This is a genomic window from Streptacidiphilus fuscans (genome assembly GCF_015690355.1).
Lineage (GTDB): Bacteria > Actinomycetota > Actinomycetes > Streptomycetales > Streptomycetaceae > Streptacidiphilus > Streptacidiphilus fuscans.
This window is the reverse complement of the sequence record NZ_JADPRT010000002.1, coordinates 13,240-32,207: the sequence shown is the minus strand read 5'-3', so window position 1 is coordinate 32,207 and position 18,968 is coordinate 13,240. Positions and strand designations below refer to the sequence as shown.

Sequence of the window (18,968 nt, the reverse complement as noted above, 5' to 3'; positions counted from 1 at the left end):
AGCAGCACGCGCGTGAGCGAAGGAGAACCATGAACGGCGAAACGGTCAGGACGATCACCGTGGCGGGTCTGACCTGCCACTACCGACGCATCGTCAACTCCCGGCAGGAGGGACCGGCCACCGAGCCGGTGCTGCTGCTCGGCGGAGCCCTGCAGCACAAGGACGGCTGGGGCACCTTCGACGAGGGCGTCGGCGCGGTCGCGGACCTGATCACCGTCGACATGCCCGGCGCGGGCGCGTCCGACCAGCTCCGCCCGGGGCAGGGCATGGACGTGATGTGCCAGGTGGTCGAGGCGGTGCTCGACGACGCCGGGGTCGACCGGGTCAACCTCTTCGGCTACTCCTTCGGTTCGGTGATCGCCTTCACCTTCGCCCGGCGTCACCCCCGCCGCGTCGCCCGCCTGATGCTCGGCGGGACGCCCGCCAACCTGACCGAGGCGGAGTGCACGGAGTGGCGGACGGCCGCGGAGCGCGGCGCGGCCGGACACGAGCAGGAGTTCGTGGACTTCACCATGGGCTTCTGGCTCTGCCAGGACGAGAGCCGCGTGATCCGCAACCGCCGTCTGGCGCACCGTTACGTCCGGCGGATCGTGCACCACGCCGTCACCCTGCTCCCCTACGGCCTGGCCGTGCTGAACCGCTCCTCGGACGAGTGGCTGGACACCTCGGGCGGCCTGGTCGGCGTGCCGACGCTGGTCTTCTGCGGCGAGCACGACACCGTCTCCGACGCCCGCCGCCAGCGGGAGTTCGCGGCCACCATCGAGGACAGCAGCTTCGTCACCATCGCCGAGGCCGACCACTGGGCGACGCTGGAGCGTCCCGCCGAGTGCGTCGACCTGGTCGTCAGGTTCTTCACCGACCAGCCGCTGCACGACGTCGACTACCTCGCCACCTGCGCGCCCGCACTCGTCTGAACACCCCGCCGTCGTATCCCCCGGAAGGAACAGCACCATGGACGTCACCGAGCACATCGCCACCGCGCTGACCCGCAAGTTCGGGGTGGCCCCCGACGCGATCAGCGACGAGGTGCCGCTGCGGCAACTGGGCCTGGACTCCCTGGCGTTGGAGGAGCTCCGGCTGATCATCGAGGACAGCCTGGACATCGACCTCGACGACGTGCAGATCACCTCGCGGGACACCGTCGGCCAACTGGTACAGGCCGTGCACAGCAAGACGGGGGCGCGCGCATGACGGCGGACGACGGGAGCGACGGCTACGCCGCCGCCGTCACCGGCCTCGGCCTGATCACGGCGGCCGGTGTCGGCGCGGACGCTACCTGGCGGGAGGTCACCACCGCCGACGCGCCGCGCGGCATCCGCTTCCGCGAGGAGCTGCGCGACCTGTCCTGCGACTTCTTCTACACGGTCGACGGCCTCGACCCGCAGGCCGAGATCGGCGTCGCGGGCGCGCGCCTGATGGACCGTTTCGCCCACCTGGCCGTGCTGGCGGCCCGCGAGGCCGTCGCCGACGCCGGGCTTGACCCGCAGTCCTGGGACGGCGACCGGGTCGCGGTGGTCATCGGCTCCGCCCACGGCGGCCTGCCTTCCTACGACGCGCAGGCCGCCGTCATGGCCGAGAAGGGCGCGCGACGGGTGTCGCCCACGCTGGCCCCGCTGGCAGCGGTCAACGGCGCCGCCGGGAGCGTCTGCCGCGACCTGCCCGCGCGTGGTCCCAGCCTCGCCGTGACCACGGCCTGCGCCTCGGGCACGGACGCGATCGGCACCGCGCGGGCGCTGCTGCGCGCGGGGCTGTGCGACGTGGCCATCGCCGGGGGCGCCGAGTCCGTCTGCTCCCGGCTGTTGGTGGCCAGCGCCTGCCGGCTGCGGGCGGTCTCCACCCGCCGCGACGACCCGGCCTCGGCCTGCCGTCCATTCGACGCCGACCGGGACGGCTTCGTCATCGGGGAGGGCGCGGGCCTGCTGGTGCTGGAGCGCCCCGAGCACGCACGCGCCCGGGGCGCGCGCATCCGCGGGCACCTGGTCGGATACGGCGCGAGCAACGACGCGTACGCCCCGGTCGCGCCGGACCCGGACGGCGCGGGCATCGAACGCGCGCTGCGCACGGCGCTCGCCGACGCGGGTCTCGGCGCGGCCGACGTGGGTCACGTCAACGCGCACGGCACCTCGACCGTGCTCAACGACGTCGTCGAGAGCACCGTGCTCCGCCGCGTCCTGGGCGAGCACCCGCTGGTCACCTCCACCAAGGCCATGACCGGCCACACCCTGGGCGCGGCCGGAGGCATCGAGGCGGCCCTCACCGTCCTGGCGTTGGAACACGGCCTGGTCCCGCCGACGGCGAACCTCTCGTCCCTGGACCCGCAGGTGCCGGTCGAGATCGTGGCGAAGCAGGCGCGTCCGGCCCGGTTCGACTGCGCCGTCAAGACCTCACTCGGCTTCGGCGGGCACAACGCCGCCCTGGTGTTCACCCGCGCCTGACCCGCGCCTGACCCTCAGAGGCTGTCGGCGCGAACGGATTATCGGTGATCACCACAGGGCCGCTGTCATACCTGAGGAGGAGGAGATCACCTCACCGATACATCCGTGGTCACCCCCTGAATGGGCCCCGGGGTCCACGGTTCGCCGCTCACCAGCAGTGAGGATGGTGAACCGTCGCAGTGACCCGATTTGCACAGGAGTGCCCAGTGACGACGACCCAGGCCCCGGCCAACGATGGAGCGACCAGGGCTGGTGCGGTCGCAGCCCGCGCGTCCGGCCTGACCAAGATCTACGGCGAGGGTGAGACCCGCGTCGTCGCGCTGGACGGGGTGTCGGTCGAGTTCCGCCGCAGCGAGTACACCGCGATCATGGGCCCGTCGGGCTCCGGCAAGTCCACGCTGATGCACTGCATGGCCGGTCTCGACACCATATCCGGCGGCTCCGCCACCATCGCGGACGTGGAGCTCAGCAAGCTCAAGGACAAGAAGCTCACCCAGCTGCGCCGCGACAAGATCGGCTTCGTCTTCCAGGCGTTCAACCTGGTGCCGACGCTGACCGCGCTGGAGAACATCACGCTGACCCTGGACATCGCCGGCCGCAAGCCCGACAAGGCCTGGCTGGACCAGATCATCGACACCGTCGGCCTCTCCGGCCGCCTCTCGCACCGCCCCGGCCAGCTCTCCGGCGGCCAGCAGCAGCGCGTGGCCTGCGCCCGCGCCCTGGCCTCGCGTCCGGAGATCATCTTCGCGGACGAGCCCACCGGCAACCTCGACTCCCGCTCCGGCGCCGAGATCCTGGGCTTCCTGCGCCGCTGCGCCCGCGAGTTCGAGCAGACCGTGGTGATGGTCACCCACGACGCCACGGCCGCCTCCTACGCCGACCGCGTCCTCTTCCTCGCCGACGGCAAGATCGTGGACGAGCTCGCCGACCCCACCGCGGACAGCGTGCTGGAGCGGATGAAGCGCTTCGACGGCAAGGGCCGGACCAGCTGACGCCTCGTCACTGAGCGGGTCACCGACCCGCCCGCCCTCAGTCCCGAACGTTCCATCCGCAGAAGGAATCCCACGATGTTCCGCACAGCCTTGCGCAACGTACTGGCGCACAAGCTGCGCCTCCTGATGACCATGCTGGCGGTGCTCCTCGGCGTCGCCTTCGTGGCCGGCACCCTGGTCTTCACCGCGACGCTCAACCAGGGCATGAAGGACCTGCTCACCAAGAACTACTCCGACCTCGCCGTGGCCGTGCACGCCGACGGCACCAACGCGCACGGCGGCGCGGGCGGTGGCGGCGGCCCGGGCGGTGGCGGCCCCGGCGGCGGTGGCGGTGGCGGCGGGAAGGGCGCTGGGCTCGGGCGCGGCGGCCACGGTCCGGCCGCGTCAGCGAAGCCCGTCGGCATCGACGACGCGACCTTCGCGAAGCTGTCCGGCCTGCCCGGCGTCTCCGCCGCCCAGCCGATCGTCTCCGGCTTCACCGGTGTCGCCGACGCCCAGCACAACCTGATCGGCAAGGGCTTCTCGACGCTCGGCGGCAACTTCGCCCCGGGCGCGAACGGCCAGGACTCCCGCTACACCTTCACCTCCGGCACCGGCCCGACCACCAGCGGCGAGATCGCCCTGGACTCCGGGACCGCGGCCAAGGGCGGCTTCCACATCGGTGACACCGTCGACATCTCGATCGACGGCCCGGTGCTGAAGGAGAAGCTGACCGGCATCTTCACCACCACGGACCGCGCGGTCCAGGCCGGTGGCACGTTGACGCTGTTCGACAACGCGACCGCGCAGCAGCTCCTCTACAACCCCGGCCTCTACCAGGAGGTGGACCTCAGCGCGACGCCCGGCACCAGCCAGGCGCAGCTGATGACCGAGGTGCAGCAGACGATCCAGGGCCAGACCGGCCTGACGGCGGAGACCGGCCAGACCCTGATCGACGACCAGACCACGGCCGTCGCCTCGGACACCTCGACGCTGAACACGATCTTCCTCTCCTTCGCGGCCGTGGCGCTCTTCGTCGGCGTCTTCCTGATCGCCAACACCTTCACCATGCTGGTCGCCCAGCGCACCCGTGAGCTGGCGCTGCTTCGCGCGGTCGGTGCGAGCCGCCGTCAGGTGACGCGGTCGGTGCTGATCGAGGCGGTGCTGGTCGGCGTGCTCTCGTCGGTCGTCGGCTACGTCGTCGGCCTCGGGCTGGCGATCGGGATGCGTGGCCTGATCGCCAAGTCCGGTGGCGCGCTGCCGACCAACTCGCTGGTGATCACCCCGTCCTCGGTGCTGGTCTCGGTGCTGATCGGTGTCCTGATCACGGTGGTGGCGGCCTGGCTGCCCGCCCGTCGCGCGGCCAAGATCCCGCCGGTCGCCGCCATGAGCAGCGTCGACGCGCCGCCGAAGCAGCGCAGTCTGATCGTCCGTAACACCCTGGGCCTGCTCTTCGCCGCCGCCGGTGGCGCGCTGATCTACCTGGGCATCCAGGCGACCGGCAGCAGCACCGGCAGCCGGTCCGGCGTCATGGGCGGCGGCGCGGCACTGCTGCTGATCGGCATCATCGTGCTGACCCCGCTGCTGTCCCGCCCGGTCATCGCGCTGTTCACCCCGCTGCTCGCGCTCTTCGGCGTGACCGGCCGCCTGGCCCGCCGCAACTCGCTGCGCAACCCGCGCCGGACGGCGGCGACCGCCACGGCGCTGATGATCGGCCTCACCCTGATGAGCGCGATGGGCGTGCTGACCCACTCGCTCCAGAACGGCCTCGCCTCCGTCGCCACCAAGGGCGTCAGCGCGGACTACCTGCTGGCCAACGCCAACGGCCGCGCGCTCGACCCCTCGGTCGTCGCCTCGGTGAAGTCCGTGCCCGGCGTCGCCGCGGTCAGCGGCCAGCAGGCGCTGTCCCTGACGGTGAACGGCGTCACCGAGGACACCGACGCGGTGGACACCACGGCCATCTCGCAGGTGCGCAACTTCACCATGGTCAGCGGCACCGTCGACAACCTCGGCGCGAACGGCGTCGCGGTCGACCAGCAGGACGCCACCACCAACGGCTGGAAGCAGGGCCAGTCGCTGACGGTGACGCTGCCGGACGGCAAGAAGAAGCAGGTCACGGTGGCCGGCATCTACCAGCACACGATGATGTCCCCGGCCCTGACGGTGGACCTGGCCCTGCCCAAGGGCCACGTCTACAGCGACACCCTGGAGACCGTCTACATCAAGGCCGCCCCCGGCCAGGCGGGTTCGGCGCTGCAGGCCTCGATCAAGTCGGCGCTCGGCAACAGCCCGATCCTCCAGGTCGAGACCAAGCAGGACCTGCTGGCGCAGGCCGACGCGATGATCAACCGCATCCTGTACATGGTCTACGGGCTGCTCGGGATGTCCGTGATCGTCGCCGTCATCGGCGTGGTCAACACCATGGCGATGTCCGTCTTCGAGCGGGCGCGTGAGATCGGCATGCTGCGCGCGATCGGCCTGAACCGCCGTCAGGTCAAGCGGATGGTCCGGCTGGAGTCGCTGATGATCTCGGTCTTCGGCGCCATCCTCGGCCTGGGCGCGGGCACCCTGCTGGCCTGGGCCGCGAGCCGCCTGATCGCGCCGCACTTCTCCGCGTACTCGATGCAGATCCCCTGGTCGCAGTACGGCGCCTTCGCCGCGGCGGCGCTGATCGTCGGCGTCCTGGCGGCCATCTGGCCGGCACGCCGCGCGGCCCGGCTGAACGCCCTGGAGGCGATCAAGACGGACTGACCGTCGCGCACGACCGTCAGGCGTGAGACGAAGGCCCCCGTCCCCGCGGGGGCCTTCGACGTGTCACGGGTTCGCCGACTCGGCAGAGGCCTCGATCCGGGCCGCGATCTGGCCCTCGATCTGGGCGAGTTGGGCGGCGAGGATCTCTTCGAACGCGGCGCCCCGGTCCGCGCCGAGGGGGTGGACATCGCGAGCGAAGTGCGACAGCGCGGGGAAGCGTTCGGGGTCCGCGCCGAGCACGGCGACGCGGAACTGCTCCATCCCCTGTTCGTACTCCTCGGGGCTGACCGTGCTGATACCGGCCTCGGAGGAGATCAGCGCGGCGATGAGGACCACGACGCGGTGATAGCGCGCCGGGATCTCCTGGTCGGGCAGGCCGGACGCGCGCAGCGCCTGCAATACCTCCTCCATCACCAACCGGGATCCGGTGCCGCCGGACCCGTGGCGTCCCCAGATCGCGGCGAGTTGCGGCTGCTCGCCGAAGGCCTCGCGCAGTCGCATCCCCAGGGCGATGATGCTCTGCTTCCAGTCGCCCTCCGGGCGGTAGCCGTCCATGGCGGCCAGCAGGACCTGGTCGGCAACCGCGCGCAGCAGTTCCGTCTTGTTGCGGAAGTGCCGGTAGAGGCTGGAGGAGTCGGTCCCCAACGCGGCTGCGAGCTTGCGCACGCTGAACGACTCTGCGTCGCTCGTGCGCAACAGTGCCACCGCCGCGTCCAGGATCTCCTCGGTGGACCATCGCCTGCGGCCAGTCATCTCGCCCCTCTCGTCGGACTCAGCCTAACTGATGCACTTGCTGATGCACGCAGTGCGCGCATAATGAGGACAACCGCATTGTCCGACCACGACGAGACTCCTGACGTCCGGCGGCCGGCACTCGGCATCCGAACGGGAGGAAAGAAGGACACATGAGCGAGACCACCACCGCGCCGCGGCCGCCGGAGCCGGACTTCTCAGCGATCACGGCGGAGGAACTCCGGGCCTATCGGGATGCGGAGAACGCCTTCCGCGCCTCCGACGCGGCGCGGGCGATCCTCGGAGAGCCGGACCCCGGCGCCGTGATCGCCTGGCACGAGGTGGCGCTACCTGGCCGCGACCTCCCGGTCCGCGCCTACCGGCCGAGCCTGACCGGAGACGGCGGCTCCGCCCCCCGAACCGGCCTGCCGCTCGTGGTCCACGTCCACGGCGGCGGTTTCGTGGGCACGGCGGCGCAGTGCGACTGGACCAACAGCCACCTCGCCGCCCGCCTGCCCGCGCTCGTCGTCTCGGTCGAGCACCGCCTGCTCGCCCCGGACACCCCACTGGCCGACGCCGCCGACGACGGATGGGACGTACTCGACCACCTGGTGCGGCACGCCGAGGAGTGGGGCGTCGACCCGTCGCGCACGGCCGTCTTCGGCGAGAGCTGCGGCGCGCTGATCAGCGCGCTGAGCGCCGTCCGAGCCAGGGAGTCCGGCGTGGATCTCAAAGCCCAGGTGCTGGTCAACCCCGCGGTCGACGTGACCGAGGCGATGTCCGACCATCCCTCGATCGCCGAGTACGCGTACAGCCCGACTCCGGCCCTGCCGCAGCTGCAACTCATGCGGCGCCTCGCGGTCCCAGCGGGCGGCGACGCGAGCGCGGTCTCGCCGTTGTACGCGGGCAACCTGGGCGGACTGGCCCCGGCACTCGTGGTGGTACCCACCCAGGACGCGCTGGCCGACCACGGCCGCCGCTTCGCGGAGCGGCTGCGCGCATGCGGGACGCCCGTACAACTCACCGAGTACCCGGGCGCCAGGCATGCGTTCCTCACCCTGCCCGGTCTGGAACCGCAGGCCACCGCCGCCCAGGCCGAGATTCTCGCCTTTCTGCGCGCCGCCTTGGCGAAGTGACGAGGGACGATGCCCCCTTGCATCTGACGGCCCAGCACTCAGCTGACCCAGCCGTTAACCCCAGCCATCGAGCCGAGTCACAGCCGTCCCCCTGGACTCGGCACCACTTAAGTGATATCACTTAAGTGTCGCGGGACACTGGAAGCAGCAGCTTGGGAGCCTGATCCACATGACAGCGATCGAACTGGTCTTCCTGGTCGGCTGGGCCGTGTTCTGGATCGGCTGGCTGGCGGCGGCAGCGTGGACCAAGCCGGGACAGCTGAGGTGGGGCGGCGCGCTGCGGGTGCGGCTGGCGATCGTGGTCGTGATGGTCGCCCTGGTCCGACTCGGACCGCTGCGCGGACACACGGTGATCAACAACGCCTGGCTGCAGGGCGTCGGGCTCGTCTGCTTCGCCGCCGGGCTGGCGTTCGCGGTCTGGGCGCGGGTCTACATCGGCCGCAACTGGGGCACGCCGATGTCGCAGAAGACGGACCCGGAACTGGTGACGTCCGGTCCGTACCGGTGGGTGCGGCACCCGATCTACTCCGGCATCATCCTCGCGTTGGTCGGCACGGCCGTGGGTCTGAGCCCGATCTGGCTGGTCCCGGTCGCGATCATCGGCGGGTACTTCGTCTACAGCGCCATGCAGGAGGAGCGCTACCTGACCGAGCGGTTCCCCGACACCTACCCGGCGTACCAGCGGTCGAGCAAGATGCTGATCCCGTTCGTCTTCTGACCCGCGCTCACGCCTCGGCGCGCGCTCACCCGTGGTGGTCGCCGAGCGCACAGGCCAACACCTGCGCCAGCGGCCTGGGCACCTGCTCCGGGGCGACCGCCTCGGCCATCAGCGCCGCGTAGCGCTTCTTGCCGCCCGAGCGCCCGCTCATCATCCGGCGCAGCTGGTCGTGCAGGCTACGGGCGCGGAGCGCGGGCTGCTTCTGCAGGGTCCGGAACGAACGCAACTCCCCCTCGGCCGCGACCAGATCCACCACCGCCTCCGGCCCGAGCGCGCGGATCAGCTCGTCCTCCAGGTCGGCCGAGCAGCAGTAGAACCCGCGCGCCTCCAGGTCCGAGCCCGACTGCGAAGCGGCGCTCGGTTCCAGGTCCAGCCCGCGCCGGACAAACCGCTCCTCGGCCGCGTCGTACAGCCCGGCCACGCGGACGCCGGGGGCCGTCGCGCCGTAGTACGCCAGGAAGCGGCCGACGTTGTTGATCCCCTGCATCGCCACGACCGACACCCCGCCGCCGGCCAGGTCGATCCCACGCCGCCGCGCCACCACCTCCAGCGCGACCCGGTCACTGACCCCTTCGACGAGCACGACAGCCTCTGGTTTTCCCTCCACAGGGTCAGCCCCGCCCGCCTCAGTCCCGCCTGCCGCTGAAGATGTTCAGGAAGAAGAGGAACACGTTGAGGATGTCCAGGAAGATCGACGCGGCCAGCAGCGGCGCCGAGTCGAGGTTCTGCGACCGTCGCAGCCGCTGGAAGTCGAAGAGCGTGAACCCGGCGAAGATCACCAGCCCGGCCACGCTGTAGATCAGCGACCCGTGCGGGATCCGCACGAAGATCGCCACGACCCCGAAGACCAGCAGGGCCAGCAGCGCCCAGAAGCACATCCGGGCCAGGCCCGACAGGTCCCGGTTGGTGGCGTAGCCGATCGACCCCAGCGCCGCGATGAACAGCGCGGTCGCGCCACCCGCCTGCCACAGCGCGGTCGGGTCGGCGGTCGCGTAGTAGACCAGCGTCGGGGCCATCGCGACCCCCATGAGCAGCCCGAACGCGCCCAGCAGCGCGACCGTCGCCTCCCGCGACCTGCCTGCGGCGAACCGCATCGCGATCAGGCACGCGAACGCGCCGATGAAGGCGACGAAGCCCGCCCCGTGGGCGAGGTTCCGGCCGACGTACGCACCGAGAGCGAACAGCGCGGCGGTGGCCGCGACGAACGTCATGGTGCGCGCGAACAGGGTGTTCGTTGAGACGCCGTAGCTTCGGCGAGCGGTTGTCGTGTCGTACATGGTCAACCTGTACCCACCTTCGGGCCGGATTCTCAACGGGGTCGGCACGCGGCGATGCCGAGCAGGTCGGGGACGGGCTGCTGACCGTCGTCCTCGGCGGTCGCGAGCAGCGCGAATCCGGCGTCGATGACCGCGTTCAGCAGCACCGGCAGCGGTACGTTCACCACTCCGACCCGGGCGCGGATCCCGTCGCCGAGCAGCGGGTGGCGCTCCACCCGGCCGTGCACCCGGTAGCCGGGGTGCACGGTGCACGCGCCAGCCTCGTCGCGCTCGACATGGACGCCGCCGAAGCACGGGTGGGCGGCGACGACCGCCAGGCGCCCGCCCGGACGCAGCACCCGGTGGGCCTCCCGGAAGACGCCGGGGAGGTCGTCGAAGTCGGTGGTGGTCATGACGGTCGCCACGGCGTCGAAGATCCCGTCGCCGAACGGCAGGTCGTCCGCACCCGCCACGACGGCGTCGACCCCACGGCTGCGCGCGATCTCGACCTGACGCGGGGAGATGTCCGCCCCCACGACCCGCCATCCCAGCCCGGCCAGCGCCGGGACATGCGCCCCGCCGCCACAACCGAGGTCGAGGCAGGCTCCCCCGTCCGCCTCGCCCAGCACGCGCGCGAGCAACCGGTCGGCGGCTTCGGCGAACGGGCGGCCCACGCCGCTGTGCACGTAGGCGTCGTACCAGTCGGCGAACTCGTCGTAGCGAGGGCGATGTGACATGCCGACAGCCGACCAGACGGCCGGGCGCTGCGCCAACGGTTTTCGGTCTGCGCCTACGCCTGGTGGAGCAAGGCCGGTGCACAGGCACGGTTGTGTTCGGCGATGCCGCGCATGAACGCGCGGTCGGGGAAATCGCCGTCGAGCAGGCGCAGCGGGCCGGCGACCAGCGAGAGGCGCATCGCGAGCATGTAGAGGTCGAGCCGTGCGCGGTCCAGCCCGGGACGGGCCAGGGCGGCGTAGCGCTCGTGGAACCGGATCTGCAGGAAGACGTGTTCCCACTCGACGTCGAAGACCATCAGGCCCTCGATGTCGATCAGGACCGGCCCTCGCCGCGCCGACCGGGACCACGCCGGACTGAGCCGTGCCGACCGGGACCGCTCGCGACGTCGAAGTGACGGACCTCACATCGGCGCTGGCCGCCGTTCCTGCTCCCGGACGACCCCCTCCTGCACGGCCATGCGCTGGAGCTGTACCGGTCGATCGGCAGTCGGCAGGGTCCGGCCAACGCCCTGTGCAACCTGGGCCGGGTCGGCCGGGTCTCCAGCGATATCCCGGGCCCGGCCCGGCGGCGCGGCGGAGGCCGCAGTGGCAGGGGCGGGCCTGGAAGGGGGCTAGGACCGGTCGGACGCGGAGGAGGCGCGGGTCGCGGCCAGCGCCTCGACGATCACGCGGAGCACCGCGTCGATGCCCTCGACGCTGCCCGTCGGCGCGCCGAGCGCCAGCGCGGACGTGCGGGCCGCGCGGACCGCCTCCTGGGCGCGCAGCAACGCCCGGCCGTCGTGAGCGGGCTCGCAGAGCAGCTCGGCGTCGTCGAGGACGGCCATGGCCGCTGCCGCGCCCATGGCACGCTCCGTCGCGGCACGGACCGCGCTCGGGTCGCCGGTGGGGGCCAGGGCGGCCCCGGCCTCGGTGACCTCGGCGTTGAGCTGCGACAAGGGGCCGCCGGCCAGGCTGGAAATGGTTCGGGACACGCGGACTCCCCCTAAGACTGCGGATCGCATCGGTGCACCACGCCCCACCCGTCGCTTGGCTGCGCGGCCGGGACCCGGCGCGGCCCAGTGTGCCTTGTCCAGGTCAACCCTGTCACCCATCACCCCGTCAGCATTTCGGGGTCGCGATCTATGCTGACGCCCCCGATCGGACCCTGCCAGAACAGCGAGGCACCATGCGGCACACCTCGGATCCGACCGGACCGCCGACCACCCCCGCAGCACCCCGGAACCGGCGCCGAAGCCCGTACGAAGCCGTGCTCCACCACCCACGCTGGGCCCCGCTGCGCGGGGGCGTCCTCGCCGTCCTGCTCGCCGTCGTCGCAGCCGCCTGCTGGGCCGGCTTCGCGTCGAGCGACGCGGGCACCCACGCGTACCTGGACGCCGGGGTCTGCCGGTCCACCGCGGGCCCGACCGTGGACGCGGACTGCCTGGTGCCGGGGACTGCCACGCTGCGGACCACATACACCAGCACGGGCAAGTACGCGTCTCCGCACCTCGTCCTCACCGATGTCGCCGCACCGTTCCCGGTCCCGTCGCTCGCCGCGTCGGGCGACCTGGACGTCGGCCTCGACACCGGGAGTCAGCTTCCCGGGCTCGTCCCGCGCGGGGGCAGGGTGGCGCTGCTGCTGTGGAAGGGGCAGGTCACCCGCGTGACGGCCGACGGGGTGTCCGAATCCACCGACGCCGCCAAGGACTTCGGTACCGCCGACGTGCTGCTGGTCCTCAGCCTCTACGCCATCGCCTACTTCCTCGTCGCCTGCTGCTACGCCGCTCCGTCCCGCCGGGGGACGGACCCGCAGACGGAGTTCACCCGCCGCAGCGCCCTCCTGCGCGCCCGCCTGTGGCCGTTCAGCTGGATCCTGGCTGCGGTCGGCTGGGCCGTGCTCGGGACGCTGGGCGTCGTCGCCACCGTCACGCCGCTCGTCCTGGCGGGCGGTTTCGCCGGGGCGGCGTGCCTCAGCGCCCTTGCCGTGGCGGTGATCCGGCCGGGCCGGCCCGCGCGTCCCCGCCGCCGGGAGGCGGTGCACCTGCCCTCGGCGACGACTCCGTACGAGTAGGCGCAGACACCCCTCCGCCAAGGGGTGGATCTACGCGCGGCGAAGACGGTTCGGAGATGTCGGCAGATGTTCGATCCACCGTCAGAAACCGGATTTTACGGTGTGCTGATATGGGATCAACAGGGCGTATGCACACTGCGCTTGGGGCCGTGGACAAGAAAGACGGTGGTGGACGTTGATCAGCATCCTGATCGCCGAGGACATGCTCCTGCTGCGGAAGGCACTGGCGTCGCTGCTGACCCTGGAGGACGACCTGGAGGTCGTGGCCGAGACCGCCAGAGGGGACGAGGTGCTCCCCCTGGCGCTCCGACTCAGACCCGACGTCGCCGTACTCGACGCCGAGCTGCCCGGTATGGACGGCATCACCGCCTGTCGGCAGCTGCACGACCAACTGCCCTCCTGCCGGACGATGATCCTCACCGAGGTCGGCGGACCCGGCCGACTGCGCCGCGCGCTGGCCGCCCACGCCGTCGGCTACATGCTCACCGACTCCGACCCGACGGTCCTGACCACCGCCATCCGCTCCGTCGCCAAGGGCGGACACGCCATCGAACCCAGACTCGCCCTCGCCGCCCTCGAAGCCGGCAGCAGCCCGCTCACCCCACGCGACTTCGAAGTGCTCCGCCTCACCGCCGACGGCGAGGACGTCAAAGAGATCGCCAGCCGCCTCTACCTGGCCTCCGGAACCGTCCGCAACTACCTCACCAACATCGTCACCAAACTCAACGCCCGCAACCGCGTCGACGCCGTCCGCATCGCCCAGGAAGCCGGCTGGCTGTGAACCCCGACAAAAGGAAGCCGCAGATGAGTGGGATCCCGATCATGCGCCCCGGGAGTGGGGGACGTAGTCTGCGGGCATGACAGCCACCATGACGCCGACGCCTCGCGAAGCCTTCGAGATGCTGATGGCAGGCAACCAGCGCTTTGTCGCCGGTGCCACCGAGCATCCGAACCAGGACGCGGCGCGCCGCGCCGACGTGGTCCCCGGGCAGAGCCCGTTCGCGGTGCTGTTCGGCTGCTCCGACTCCCGGCTCGCAGCCGAGATCATCTTCGACCGCGGCCTGGGCGACCTCTTCGTGGTCCGCACGGCAGGGCATGTGATGGGGCCCGAGGTGCTCGGCAGCATCGAGTACGGAGTCAGCCTGCTCGACTGCCCGCTCGTGGTGGTGCTGGGCCACGACTCGTGCGGGGCCGTCGGCGCCGCCCGCGCCGCCGTGACCGAGGGCGCGTCCTTCGACGGGTACGTCCGCGACGTCGTCGAGCGGGTGACCCCGAGCATCCTGGCCTCGCGCGCCGCCGGGCACACCGGGGACTCCGACTTCATAGCGGACCACGTCCGCATCTCGGTGGACCTGCTGCTCGAGCGGTCCCGTGCCCTCAGCGACGCCGTTGCGGCGGGCCGCACCGCGGTCGTCGGTCTGGCCTACCGCCTCACGGACGGCACCGCCCACCTGGTCACCTCCCGTGGCCTCGACGTGGCGGACACCGCCGACACGGCGGCCTGACGCCGCGCCTCGTTCCAACCCCGCTCAACCCCTGAACCAACGGGCCCGCGTCCCTCCGAGGGACGCGGGCCCGTCCCGTCCTGCCGTCGGACTCTGCCGACGCCCGGCAGCGCCGCCAGGCGTGCCGGAGCGGCGGCGACTTCGGGAACCGAGCGCTGCCACCTCGGCATCCTCTACCGCACGGACCTGCACTCCGCGCCCGCAACGCGCCCCCAGACCGCACGATGCCCGACCTGGGTTCCAGGCCGGGCACCACGGGTGACGACTTCGCGGGGTGACGAAGTGCGAAGGGCGAACGGTACGTCAGCCGGTGAAGGCGGTCAGGCCGTTCGGCGTGCCGAGGCCGGTCGGGCCGTCGTAGCCGGGGCCGGCCGTGCAGAGGTAGGACGGCGAGCAGGTGGCGGTGGAGCCGGAGGTGACGTCGTTCAGCGACGACGGGTGGGCGTAGGCGATCGAGGCCGGGACGGCGGCGGTGTGCGCGCCGGCGTCCGCGTAGACGCCCGCGATCAGCGGGGAGGCGACGCTGGTACCGCCGTAGACGTTCCAGCCGCTGGCGCCGTAGGTCTCGTACACGGCGACGCCGGTGGCCGGGTCGGCGACGGCGGAGACGTCGGCGACGGTGCGCTTGCTGCAGCCGCTGTCGGTCTGCCAGGTGGGCTTGGCGTCGTATGCGGAGCAGCCGGAGCCCGCCCCCTCGGTCGACGACGTCGACCAGACGCTCTCGGTCCAGCCGCGGGTGCCGGACGACTTCGCGAGCGAGGTGCCGCCCACGGCGGTGACGTACCGGGAGGCGGCCGGGTACTCCACGCCGTAGCCGCTGTCACCGGAGGAGACGGTGATGGCGATGCCCGGGTGGTTGAAGTAGGTCGTGTCGTAGCCGGTGTCCGCGCTCGACTCGGAGCCGCCGTAGCTGTTGGAGATCTCGGTCGCGCCGAGCTTGGCGGCCTCGTTCACGGAGATGCCGAGGTTGGCCATGGACGCGCTCTTCGCCTCGACCAGGATGATGTGGGCGTTCGGCGCGATCGCGGAGACCATGTCGAGGTCGAGCGAGATCTCGCCGGACCAGCCCGCGTTGTTGGCCGGGAGGGTGGTGGTGCCGGTCTGGCTGACCTGCTTGAAGCAGCCGGTGGTCTTGGTGCAGGCGGGGAGGCCGTACTGCTTGCGGTAGACGGCCATGTCGGCGGCGGCCTTGGGGTCGTTGTAGGCGTCGACGATCGCCACGGTCTGCCCGGCTCCGCCGTTGGTGGGGAGGTTGTAGGCGGAGCGCAGGTCGGCGGGGCCGAATCCGGACGGGGTCGCGGGCGTGATGCCGTCGGCCCCGGCGTGCTCGACGGTGTCGGTCACCCGCAGGGCGTTGCAGAACGCATGACCGGGCGTCAGGTCCACGGCGCAGGACCGGGCCCAGCTGACGGGGTGACCTGCGGCGCTCGCGGGCATCGCGGCGAGCAGGCCGGAGACGGCCAGAGCGGCGGAGCCGAGCAGCGGGACGGCGGCTCGGCCGAGCGGGGCGGCGAACTGTGGGGTGCGCAACGTACGGCCTCCTGAATCGGGGGAATCGGGGGCGTGCAGGTGCGTGCGAGTGCGTGCCGCGTGTGCGAAGGCGTCCCGGTGGGCGGCATGACGCCTGGGGTGCGAAAGAGTGTCACCCTCTGGCGGGGTGACTCGATTCGAGAAGGTAGCAACCCGCCCAGGGCGTGGCAACAGAGTGACCGTGTTCCACCAACTCCCCCGGTGGGAACGGTGATCCGCGACGGCGACCCGCGATGACGACCTGCAACGGAAGGCCGCGCCCCGCCCCATGCTCCGTCGGTGTGACGGTGCGCCAACGCCCTGCGTGTCACGACGGCCACTGCACCCTGACGGTGTATCACCTGGGAGGACCAGCACGTCGCCCGGAAGCGGGGCCTCATGATCATGCAACCGCAGTCCGGCCGCGGCAGACTCTGGTTCTGCTCGGCTGTCGGCGTCGTGGCGCTGACCGCCGTCGTGCTCGCGGCCCTGCTCCTGCGGCAGACCCCCGACCCCGTGGCCGCAGCGAACGCCGTGCAGGCCTGGCAGCAGTCCGCCCACCCGGCCCCAGCCGTTCCCTCGGCCCGCCCGGCCCACGCACCGACGCGCACCGTCGCCCACACCGCCCGGCACGCCGCCGTCACCACCCCACGACGGTCCCCGTCGTCGGACGCCGCCTCGGCCGGCCTCGCGCTCACCCAGGCACTCGGGCACGTGCCCGGCCACCTTGCCGTCGCCGCGCTGGACCTCGGCAACGGCGCCACGCTCCTGCGCGGCTACACCTCGCACCGGTTCGTCACGGCCAGCATCTGCAAGGTCGACATCCTGGCGACCTTGCTGCTCGCCCGCCAGGACGACGGCCACACCGGGCTGACGTCCGGTCAACTCGCCCTGGCCACGCAGATGATCGAGAACAGCGACAACGACGCCGCCGACGCGCTGTTCCGGCAGGCAGGCGGCGCGTGGGGCCTGACCTCGGCGAACACCCGGTTCGGCCTGACCGACACCACCGTCGACGCGCCCAGCTGGGGGCTGACCCGCACCACCGCCGCCGACCAACTGCGGCTGCTCCGGCAGGTGTTCACCAGCGACTCGGCGCTGGACCGGTCCTCGCGCACGCTGATGCAGCAGCTGATGGGACAGGTGGAGGCCGACCAGGCCTGGGGCGTCAGCGCCGTCCCCGGCACCCAGTCCGCGCTGAAGAACGGCTGGCTGCCCCGACCCGACGGCAGCTGGGTCGTCAACAGCATCGGCAGCGTCACCCGCGCGACGGGACAGGGCCTGCTGATCGTCGTCCTCACCGACGACGACCCGACCGAGGACGCGGGCATCGCGCTCACCGAGACGGTGGCCCGCGACGCCGCGACCACGCTGGGCGCCTCCTGACCGGGAGCCATCGGGTGGGGCATGATGGCCGGGTGGACGCCGAGCCGTACCGAGCCGAGCTGCTGGCCTTCTGCTACCGGATGCTGGGCTCCTTCCACGAGGCCGAGGACCTGACCCAGGAGACGCTGCTGCGCGCCTGGAAGGCGCAGGACCGCTACGACCCCGCGCGCGCTTCGGTCCGCACCTGGCTCTACCGGATCGCGACCAACGTCTGCCTGACCGCACTGGAGGGGCGCGGGCGCCGTCCGCTGCCATCCGGGATCGGCGCGCCCGGTGACGATCCCGGGGCGCCGCTGACGCCCGCGCTCGACGTGCCGTGGCTGGAACCGTTCCCCGACGCGCGGTTCGACGTGGAGGCGCGGGCCGACCTGCGGCTCGCCTGGGTCGCGGCGGTGCAGTTCCTCTCCGCGCGGCAGCGGGCGGTGCTGGTGCTGCGCGAGGTGCTGCAGTTCAGCGCGGCCGAGGTCGCCGAGCAGCTCGACACGACGGTCCCCTCGGTCAACAGCGCGCTGCAACGCGCCCGCGCCGCGCTCAGGGAGGTGCCGGGCGGCGGCGACGTGACGGGGCTGCGCGAGCCGGACGATCCCGAGGTCCAGGCGGTGGTGCAGCGCTACGCGCGGGCGTTCGAGGCGGCCGACGTGCCCGAGCTGGTGCGGCTGCTGGCCGAGGACGTCGTCCTGGAGATGCCGCCGCTCCCGCTGTGGCTGCTCGGACCGGCCCACTACGGGCAATTCACGGAGCGGGCCTTCGCGATGCGCGGGACAAACTGGACGATGCGGACGACCACCGCCAACGGCCAGCCCGCCCTGGCGGCCTACCTCCCCGACCCGGCCACCGGCGGACGGCGGCTGCACTCGGTTCAGGTCTTCTCGGTCACCGACGGCCTGCTGCGCCACAACGTCGTCTTCACCGACGCCCGGGTGCTGGACTCCTTCGGCCTGCCGTAGCGGAATCTGCGGAGGGGTTTCCGCGCGTCGCCGCCAGACGGCGATGAGTTCCGGTGGTGCCGCCGGTATGTACCGGTGAGCACAGCACCGATCGAGCACAGCTCCGATCGGGCGCAGCACCGAGACAGAGGAGATCACCGCCATGAGCGTCATCGTTGTCAGCTTCACCACCCTGGACGGCGGCGTGACGGACCCGGACGGGTCCGCCGGAACCCCGCAGGGCGGCTGGCTCTACCGGTACGGCCCGGAGGCCATCACCGGGGACAAGTTCGGGATCGGCCCCGTCCTTGAGGACGGGGTGCTCCTGCTCGGCCGCACGACCTGGCAGCGCTTCGCCACCCTGTGGCCGGCTCGGGACGACGACTTCGCCGCGCGGATGAACGCCGCGCCGAAGCTCGTCGCCTCCCGCACGCTCACCGACGCGGACCTGGGCGTCTGGTCCAACTCCCGTCTGCTGGACGGCGATCTGGTCGAGTCGGTCAAGGGCGAGCGGCGCGACGTCGTCGTCGCGGGCAGCTACGGGATCGTCGACCAGCTCGCCGCAGCGGACCTCGTCGACGAGTACCGGCTGCTCACCTTCCCGATCCTGGTGGGCGGCGGGCGCAGGCTCTTCCCCGCCGACGGCCCGCATCAGGAACTGGATGCCGTGCAGGCCGAGTTGGCCGGTCCGCTGGTCCGCACCCGCTATCGCAGGACCGCCGCGCGCTGACCGGCGCACACCGCCGCTTCGAGCGCCGGATGACAGTGCCCCCTTCGAGCTGAAATAGTTGCACAGGGCATCAATCGAAGGGGGCCATCCATGCACAACTCACCCGCGGACTCTCCGCCGGGCAGA

General features: G+C 71.8%; 19 protein-coding genes and 1 pseudogene. 13 read left to right on the top strand and 7 right to left on the bottom strand.

Features of this window, described 5'->3' with window-relative positions; genetic code table 11:
* Positions 1–29: 29 nt before the first annotated feature.
* The 5 genes from I2501_RS03770 to I2501_RS03750 all read left to right on the top strand — a co-directional run bounded on the left by I2501_RS03770 (position 30) and on the right by I2501_RS03750 (position 6,157).
* On the top strand, positions 30–914 hold the full coding sequence (locus I2501_RS03770) for an alpha/beta fold hydrolase (RefSeq protein WP_196192378.1): 885 nt from the start codon (positions 30–32) through the stop codon (positions 912–914).
* Positions 915–951: 37 nt separating this feature from the next.
* Positions 952–1,191, top strand: coding sequence for an acyl carrier protein (locus tag I2501_RS03765; protein WP_196192377.1), 240 nt, complete (start codon positions 952–954; stop codon positions 1,189–1,191).
* Positions 1,188–2,435 carry a beta-ketoacyl-[acyl-carrier-protein] synthase family protein gene (locus I2501_RS03760; protein ID WP_196192376.1) on the top strand — a complete coding sequence of 416 codons (1,248 nt, stop codon included), beginning with the start codon at positions 1,188–1,190 and terminating at the stop codon, positions 2,433–2,435. The genes I2501_RS03765 and I2501_RS03760 overlap by 4 nt, the downstream gene beginning before the upstream one ends.
* Before the next feature lie 206 nt (positions 2,436–2,641).
* Positions 2,642–3,427, top strand: coding sequence for an ABC transporter ATP-binding protein (locus tag I2501_RS03755; RefSeq protein WP_196192375.1), 786 nt, complete (start codon positions 2,642–2,644; stop codon positions 3,425–3,427).
* Positions 3,428–3,502: 75 nt separating this feature from the next.
* A complete protein-coding gene (locus I2501_RS03750; RefSeq protein ID WP_196192374.1) occupies positions 3,503–6,157 on the top strand; it encodes an ABC transporter permease in 2,655 nt (884 codons plus the stop codon).
* A gap of 63 nt (positions 6,158–6,220) precedes the next feature.
* Here I2501_RS03750 and I2501_RS03745 read toward each other — a convergent pair whose 3' ends face one another.
* Positions 6,221–6,910, bottom strand: a complete 690-nt coding sequence (locus tag I2501_RS03745) for a TetR/AcrR family transcriptional regulator (protein ID WP_196192373.1) — start codon at positions 6,908–6,910, stop codon at positions 6,221–6,223.
* Positions 6,911–7,062: 152 nt separating this feature from the next.
* Between I2501_RS03745 and I2501_RS03740 the strand changes: the two genes are divergently transcribed.
* Positions 7,063–8,025, top strand: a complete 963-nt coding sequence (locus tag I2501_RS03740; RefSeq protein ID WP_196192372.1) for an alpha/beta hydrolase — start codon at positions 7,063–7,065, stop codon at positions 8,023–8,025.
* A 169-nt stretch (positions 8,026–8,194) separates the two neighbouring features.
* Positions 8,195–8,743, top strand: coding sequence for a methyltransferase family protein (locus I2501_RS03735; protein WP_196192371.1), 549 nt, complete (start codon positions 8,195–8,197; stop codon positions 8,741–8,743).
* A 25-nt stretch (positions 8,744–8,768) separates the two neighbouring features.
* Here the strand turns inward: I2501_RS03735 and I2501_RS03730 are convergent, their stop codons facing one another.
* The 5 genes and pseudogenes from I2501_RS03730 to I2501_RS03710 all read right to left on the bottom strand — a co-directional run bounded on the left by I2501_RS03730 (position 8,769) and on the right by I2501_RS03710 (position 11,707).
* On the bottom strand, positions 8,769–9,326 hold the full coding sequence (locus I2501_RS03730; RefSeq protein ID WP_215909262.1) for a TOPRIM nucleotidyl transferase/hydrolase domain-containing protein: 558 nt from the start codon (positions 9,324–9,326) through the stop codon (positions 8,769–8,771).
* A 43-nt stretch (positions 9,327–9,369) separates the two neighbouring features.
* Entirely contained in the window at positions 9,370–10,020 is a 651-nt protein-coding gene (locus I2501_RS03725; protein ID WP_196192369.1) for a Bax inhibitor-1/YccA family protein, read from the bottom strand.
* A gap of 32 nt (positions 10,021–10,052) precedes the next feature.
* Complete coding sequence (locus I2501_RS03720; RefSeq protein WP_196192368.1) at positions 10,053–10,736, bottom strand: class I SAM-dependent methyltransferase; 684 nt, start codon at positions 10,734–10,736, stop codon at positions 10,053–10,055.
* Between the two features lie 53 nt (positions 10,737–10,789).
* Positions 10,790–11,059 (bottom strand): annotated as a pseudogene (locus I2501_RS03715) (aminoglycoside phosphotransferase family protein); the annotation flags it as partial.
* Between the two features lie 288 nt (positions 11,060–11,347).
* On the bottom strand, positions 11,348–11,707 hold the full coding sequence (locus I2501_RS03710; RefSeq protein WP_196192367.1) for a hypothetical protein: 360 nt from the start codon (positions 11,705–11,707) through the stop codon (positions 11,348–11,350).
* A gap of 275 nt (positions 11,708–11,982) precedes the next feature.
* Between I2501_RS03710 and I2501_RS03705 the strand changes: the two genes are divergently transcribed.
* The 3 genes from I2501_RS03705 to I2501_RS03695 all read left to right on the top strand — a co-directional run bounded on the left by I2501_RS03705 (position 11,983) and on the right by I2501_RS03695 (position 14,291).
* On the top strand, positions 11,983–12,786 hold the full coding sequence (locus I2501_RS03705) for a hypothetical protein (protein ID WP_196192366.1): 804 nt from the start codon (positions 11,983–11,985) through the stop codon (positions 12,784–12,786).
* Positions 12,787–12,961: 175 nt separating this feature from the next.
* Entirely contained in the window at positions 12,962–13,567 is a 606-nt protein-coding gene (locus I2501_RS03700) for a response regulator transcription factor (RefSeq protein WP_196192365.1), read from the top strand.
* A 76-nt stretch (positions 13,568–13,643) separates the two neighbouring features.
* The gene (locus I2501_RS03695; protein ID WP_196192364.1) at positions 13,644–14,291 is read left to right on the top strand and encodes a carbonic anhydrase; all 648 of its coding nucleotides are present in this window, start codon (positions 13,644–13,646) and stop codon (positions 14,289–14,291) included.
* 303 nt (positions 14,292–14,594) lie between these two features.
* Here the strand turns inward: I2501_RS03695 and I2501_RS03690 are convergent, their stop codons facing one another.
* Positions 14,595–15,821: a S53 family peptidase gene (locus tag I2501_RS03690; protein ID WP_196192363.1), complete on the bottom strand. Its 1,227-nt coding sequence runs from the start codon at positions 15,819–15,821 to the stop codon at positions 14,595–14,597.
* Between the two features lie 378 nt (positions 15,822–16,199).
* Here I2501_RS03690 and I2501_RS03685 point away from each other — a divergent pair, with 378 nt between their 5' ends.
* The 3 genes from I2501_RS03685 (at position 16,200) to I2501_RS03675 (ending at position 18,842) form a co-directional block, all read left to right on the top strand.
* A complete protein-coding gene (locus I2501_RS03685; RefSeq protein WP_196192362.1) occupies positions 16,200–17,186 on the top strand; it encodes a serine hydrolase in 987 nt (328 codons plus the stop codon).
* Between the two features lie 32 nt (positions 17,187–17,218).
* Positions 17,219–18,133 (top strand): RNA polymerase subunit sigma-70, encoded by a 915-nt coding sequence (locus I2501_RS03680; RefSeq protein ID WP_196192361.1) that lies wholly within the window; start codon positions 17,219–17,221, stop codon positions 18,131–18,133.
* A gap of 142 nt (positions 18,134–18,275) precedes the next feature.
* Positions 18,276–18,842: a dihydrofolate reductase family protein gene (locus I2501_RS03675; protein WP_196192360.1), complete on the top strand. Its 567-nt coding sequence runs from the start codon at positions 18,276–18,278 to the stop codon at positions 18,840–18,842.
* The last annotated feature ends 126 nt before the right edge of the window (positions 18,843–18,968 follow it).